General features: G+C 63.4%; 4 protein-coding genes. 1 reads left to right on the top strand and 3 read right to left on the bottom strand.

Annotation, left to right across the window (positions count from 1 at the left end; translation table 11 throughout):
• The 3 genes from tnpC to CF70_RS32710 form a co-directional block, all read right to left on the bottom strand.
• Nucleotides 1-347, bottom strand: a 347-nt coding sequence (gene tnpC, locus CF70_RS32720; protein ID WP_035875708.1) for a Tn3 family transposase post-transcriptional regulator TnpC, incomplete at its 3' end; no start/stop codon positions are given.
• A complete protein-coding gene (locus tag CF70_RS32715) occupies nucleotides 344-3,379 on the bottom strand; it encodes a Tn3 family transposase (RefSeq protein ID WP_035875705.1) in 3,036 nt (1,011 codons plus the stop codon). The genes CF70_RS32715 and tnpC, both read right to left, overlap by 4 nt.
• Nucleotides 3,380-3,553: 174 nt before the next feature.
• Entirely contained in the window at nucleotides 3,554-4,423 is an 870-nt protein-coding gene (locus CF70_RS32710) for a site-specific integrase (RefSeq protein ID WP_235185305.1), read from the bottom strand.
• A 280-nt stretch (nucleotides 4,424-4,703) separates the two neighbouring features.
• Between CF70_RS32710 and CF70_RS32705 the strand changes: the two genes are divergently transcribed.
• Complete coding sequence (locus CF70_RS32705) at nucleotides 4,704-5,756, top strand: DNA-binding protein (RefSeq protein WP_035875703.1); 1,053 nt, start codon at nucleotides 4,704-4,706, stop codon at nucleotides 5,754-5,756.
• The last annotated feature ends 121 nt before the right edge of the window (nucleotides 5,757-5,877 follow it).

Below are 5,877 nucleotides of genomic sequence, written 5' to 3'. Positions count from 1 at the left end.
TTGCGTGGCGTCAGCCGCTCCAGCGGCTCGAGCCGGCGAATCCAGCCTTGCAGTATCGTAATCGTCCGCAGCACTTCCGCCGTCACGTCAAACGCCAATTCGGGCAAGGTTTCCTCATCGGTCGCGACGGTCATCCCCGCCCCGTTGATCACCGTATGCACCATCCCGTGCAGCCGCAACAGCATGTCACGCAGGCCATCCTCGGCGCGCGCGCTGGCCAGCAAGTCATCAAGTTCGTCCACCATATGCAACAGCGCCGTCGTGTCGTAAGTGTCTTGCGCCTCCCGCAGGGCCGCCTGGTCCAGCCGCCCGTAGGCGGTCTCGACCGTATCATCGGAATTGCTCATGGGAAGGCTCCTGGCTGGTTGTCGATCCGTTGCCCTTGGCCGGCTTCCGCCCGTGCGCGTTTGACGGCTTGCCGGAACAGGGACTCCTTGAGCCAGGCTTCCGGCGGTCGCTTCAAATCGAGATGGTAGTTGCCAAACCGTTTGACGCCGGTCGTGCCGTACGGGCTCATGAAGGCGGCGTCGGCCGCGGACACCGCTTCGCCGGCGGCGTGCAGCTCCTGCATGATGCGCATCATATCGACGGTGTTCTGCAGGATCACCGCCGACGCCACCAGGTCGATGTAGCGCACGCGCTTTTGCTGCTCGTTCGGATCGTTCTCGGTGATGACATCGCCGCCGAAGTCGAGCCACTTCGTGAACGCGTGGTAGGACTCGATCTTGTTGGTCGTCGCCGTCACCTCTTGCCGCATCTCCTTTTGCGAGATCCAGCGCAACAGATAGATCGTGCGCAGCACGCGGCCGAGTTCGCGCGCCGCCGCGAACAGCCGGTTGTGCCGTCCCTCGTGACTCAACTTGCGCAGCAGCATCGGCGACACGATGCACCCGGTCTGGATCGAGATGGCGACCTGCATCAAGTCTTTCCAGTGGTTGCGAATCAGCTTCCAGTCGATGACGTCGCTGAACAGGCGGTCGATATGCTGGTAGCGGATGCCCTTCTCCGCTTTGTAGAAGCGCAGGTCCTTCCAATTGCGGATACGCGGCATCAGTTGGATGCCGTTCAAGTAGGTGAACGCGAACACGGTCTCCGACTGGCCGTGCGTATCCGAATAGACCGTGTCGGCTTGGACGCTCAGGCCGGCCTTCAGCAAGCCCTCAATGACGTAGATGGCCTCCAGCACGCCAGGCGGTATGAAGTGCCGGAACACCGCGATGTAATTGTCGGCCACATGCCGGTAGGCCACGGCGCCCATGCGGCGGTACCGGAAATGCATGCCGACCAGGAGGTTCTGTTCGTAGAAGTCATATTGCGTCCCGTCGGCCGCCACCTTCTTGCCTTCGCCCCACAGCTTCGGCAAGTCGAGGCGCAGATACAGTTCGGTCAGGTCGCGGCAGGCATTGTCCAGTTGCTCCAGGCCCATGTGGCGCTGGTTCACGTACGACAACTGGTGCGGCGTCACTCCGTTCGACAAGTGTCGCGCCGCCTGGTTGGGGCCGAGATTGCAACCCATCGCAAACACGGTGAGCAGATAGCGCTCGCGCGCGTTGCGCAGCTTCGGATCGTCGCCCGACTGCGGGCCGAAATTGCGCGTGAACCCGGTCCAGTGCTCGATGTTGGCGAGGATGTCCAGCAGGTTGCGCGGCACGAGCCGGCTGTCGATGGCGGCTTGCAAGGCAATGGCCGATGGTGGTATCTCGCGCGCCGTCACGCGCTTGAGCGTCGGCTCGCCGCTCGGGCTGATCGTCACGTCGCCGGCGTGCTGCGGGAATTCCCTGTCGACCTGTCCCGCCGTCTCCGTCAACAGCTTCTTGAGGCCGTCGACGAAGCCTTGCGCGTCGGCCGGGATGCCGATCCGGTCGCAATACGCCGGCAGCAGTTTTTCGCATTCCCGCCACGGCACCAGTTGCTTGCGGTAGTCGGCAAACGTGCCGGAGCCCTCGATGCAGACGTCTCCGCAGCGCAGCTCGCCGCTCAAATGGGAAAAGACGCAGACCTCGAGATGGCGCCGGTTTGTCGGGTTGCCGAGACCGTGCGAGCGGCGCACCAGCTTGCGCCAGCGCTCGGACGCAAACGACAGGTCGACGTCGTCGGCGATCCATTCGGTCTTGCGGTGCTCGTTTTCGAGAACGACGTCCAACGCCTTGAGGAGGCTGCGGTCTTCGGTCGCCGCCTGGAAGCGCAGCACCTTCGCCATCTGGAACATGGCAGCGCGCCACGATCGAAACGGCTTCCAAAGCAACGGCAAGTGGTTGCCGCCGCTCCAGACGCGAATCGCTTCGCAATCGGCCTGCAGCTTGTCCAGCTCGCCGTGCGGCGCCAGCAGGTCGCGCACGCGCTTGCCGGTACAGACATCATCGAGGTCTTCCGCCAGGATTTCCACGACCTGTTCAAGCCTGGCGACCAGCTCCTCGCTCAGTTCCCGCTGGCGCGCCTGGATGATGTCGAGTTCTTCCTTGGCGCTCTTGTGGATCGCACCCTCCATGCGGCGAATGAACATCGCCGCGATATCGTCGCGTGCGCCGATGCACATCTGGCGGATCAAGGCCAGGATCAGCGCGTGCCGCCTGGCCGGATGATATTCTTTCATATTGCCCGCATCGAGCGCGGACGCCACATCTGCCATGTGCTTCAACTTGGTGGCCGGAACTCCTTCGAGCAGCGCATCGCTATCGGGAAGGGATTCGAGCCACCTCAACTGGTCGAGCACCAAGTCGAGATGTTTGCGCGACGCCTTCTTCGCCGATCGCTTGATCTGGTTGTACAGCGTACGTCGCGCCGGCAATGCGGTTTCCAGCAACTGATCCAGCCACTTGCGCTGGGCGGAATTCAATCGCTGGGCGATCCGGTCATGCAGTACAGCTTCGGCTGCCACATGCGCCTGTTCGGCGATATCGTCGAGCGTACGAAACACCGGCAGCTCGTAACCGCAGCGGACCAATTCCTCGATCGTGACGTTGATGATGTCGATGCGCGTATCCAGCACGTTGGCGGCCTCCTGCGCAATCTTGACCGCCAGCGTGCGCGTTTGTGCGTCAGTGTATGGTTTGATACCCAACAGCGCGCGGATTGCCTTGTGATGCCGGTATAGCGCGGTATGCGCGGCAGGATACGTGATGCGCTGGACCGGCTGCATGCCGAGGCTCGCCGATACATGCTCGACAACCTCGGCAGGGATCGCCTCGACCGCTGGAAAGTGGCGCAGGAACAGGAAGCACTTGAGCATGACCAGGAGCGCCAGCCGGCGATCTGGCGTGCGCGCAAAGCCTTGCGCCCATTCGGTTTCCTCGGGCCGCGGCGTGAACGAAGTCTGCAGATCCTTGAGTGTGAGCGTGCGCGGGAAGCGCGGATATGCGGTTCGTTCGATGCTGGCCATTGCGCGGGACTCTCCAATCGTGGAACGCGTTCTTGTTCAGTACTGCTCGCTGGTGACGCTCTTTCGAATGAAACAGGCCGCAACAGTGCATCACATCACTGCCAAACGGGTTGTCAATGGCTGGCTCCCGCTCTCTAATAACGCGAACGGCAAGCATACCGCGCTGCGTGGCAATTACGCTGGATTGGAGCGGGTGGCGTCTGGCAGCGCGGCCGGCAGCGCCGATTCGATTCGGCGTCGCGCAAAGGGATCGGCCGCTTCGACATAGCGCATGGCCGACTGGACGTTTTTCCAGCCGACATATTCCATCAAGGTTTTGAGATCCCAGCCGTTGGACGTCGCCCAATTGGCGAAACCACGCCGCAGCGAATGGCCGCTATACAGATCGGCCGAGGCGATCCCGGCGTCCGCCAGGATCGAGCGCAGCAGCGGCACCAGGCTGTCGGCATGCAGCCCGGCATCGCTGACATGGCCCCAACGATCGATTGCGCGAAAGACCGGGCCGGACGCGAGCCGCGCCGCTTCCACCCAGGCGACATAGGCTTCGACCGGGCACAGACGCGACAGGGCCGGTGCCTTGAAGGTGGTGCCCTGGTAGTGCCGATCCCCCTTCGTTTGCGGGAAATAGCAGGACATGCCTTCCCCGGGAGCGATGGCGACATGCTCGGCCAACAGGCGCGTCAACTCGTCGCCACGGAAGCCGCGCCAGAAGCCGAGCAGCAGCAGCGCCTTGTCGCGCGTGTGGCGCAACTCGGCGCCGCGATCACGGTCGGCACGCGCCGTCTCGATGGCGGCATCGAGCCAATGCGCGACCTGGTCCAGTTGGGCGAGCTGAAGCGGTTTGGCGCGCTTTTCCTGGGCGGGGTGCAGCGCCTGGATGCCGCGGAACACCTTGCGCACGACCGGCGCCTTGGTCGGGTCGGGGAACCCCTGGTCGATATGCCACTGCGCGAGCGCCGCCAGGCGCTGCCGCAGCGTGTTGATCGATAGCGTCTCGGCATGGTCGGCCAGGTAGCGCGCGATGCTGTCGGCGGTGGCCGGCAAGAAGCCACCCCAGTCGACCTCGAAATGGCGAACGGCCGATTGGTAGCTTTGCCGCGTATTGTCGCGCGTGGCAGCGCGGATGTACTGGTCGAGCTTGCTCATGGTGGACTCCCCCCGCATTACGCGTCAAACCGGCTAAAACCGGCCGATTTTCCGCATGATACCGGATAAACAGCCATTATCCGGCCTGATATGCCAGCAAGTTGACGCTTGATTTCCCACGCCATGTGTTATGTAATTACGTGGTATGTAATCCATTACGATATAGCGAGGAGGCCCGATGGCCCGCACTGGTCTCTACCAATCGGAAGTGAAAAGGGCGCGCGACGCGCTCATCGCGCAAGGCAAGCACCCATCGGTCGACGCCGTGCGCATCGCGCTCGGCAATACCGGCTCGAAGACCACCATCCACAAGTACCTCAAGGAACTCGAGGAAGAAGATGGCGGTGCCGGCGGCCGCAAGGCATCGATCAGCGAGGCATTACAGGATCTGGTCGAACGGTTGGCCGCGCGCTTGCAGGACGAGGCGAATGCCCAGATCGACGCGCTGCGCGCCGCGCACGCCGAACAGGAGCGCAGGCACGCCGAGACGCTGGCTGCGGTACGCGACCAAGTCGGGCAACTGAGTGCGCAACAGCAGCACGTCGACACCGCCTTGCAGCAGGAAAAGGCCGCGCACGGCCTCACGCGCGAGGCGCTACAGCGGGAAACGATCGCCCGCCACACCGCCGAGCAGCACGCCGCCGATCTCAAGGACCGCCTGGCCGAGAACGAGGCGCACCGCCGGTCGCTCGAAGAAAAGCACCAGCATGCGCGCGACGCCCTCGAGCATTACCGGCAATCGGTCAAGGAACAGCGCGACCAGGACCAGCGCCGGCACGAACAGCAGCTCCAGCAGTTGCAGGCCGAGCTGCGGCAGGCGCAGCAGGCGATTATCCTGAAACAGGAAGACGTCACGCGCCTGAACCAGGAAGGCGCTCGTCTCGTGTCGGAACTGTCCCATGCGCAAACGGCGTTGTACGACCAGCAGGGGCACGGCCGGCAACTCGAGCAAAAGCTCGCCGCGCTGCAAGCCGTCGCGCCGCGCGCCGCCATGCTCGAGGCCCATCTGGGTGAGCGGGACGCGCAAACACAGCGTCTCCAGGATCAATTGGTGACCGCGGCCGACAAGGCCGAGGGCTTGGCGACCCAGGTGCGCGATCTCGAATTGGCCTTGGCGCAGTCCCAGGCCAAAGTCGAAGCGCAACAGGGCATCGCGGCCGAGCTGCGTGCCTATCTCGACGGCCGCGAACGATCGACGGGGAGCGCAGCGCAGCGTGCGAAGCAGCTTTGACCGTTTGGTCGCGTCAGAAATGACATAAGAGCCGGGACTCTTTATTACTTTTGGGCTTATGTGTCATTTCTGGCTTTACCTTGGCTTGATCCGTGCGACACGTGTCGCCGTCAACCGCGCG

The sequence above is a fragment of the Cupriavidus sp. SK-3 genome, assembly GCF_000611145.1.
Taxonomy (GTDB): Bacteria; Pseudomonadota; Gammaproteobacteria; order Burkholderiales; family Burkholderiaceae; genus Cupriavidus.
The sequence above is the reverse complement of the archived record's forward strand: the minus strand, read 5'-3'. Positions and strand labels throughout refer to the sequence as shown.

Excerpts from the sequence above, each read along its gene's own strand:
- CF70_RS32715 (WP_035875705.1), bottom strand. The coding sequence starts at position 3,379 with ATGGCCAGCATCGAACGAACCGCATATCCGCGCTTCCCGCGCACGCTC.
- CF70_RS32705 (WP_035875703.1), top strand. The coding sequence starts at position 4,704 with ATGGCCCGCACTGGTCTCTACCAATCGGAAGTGAAAAGGGCGCGCGAC.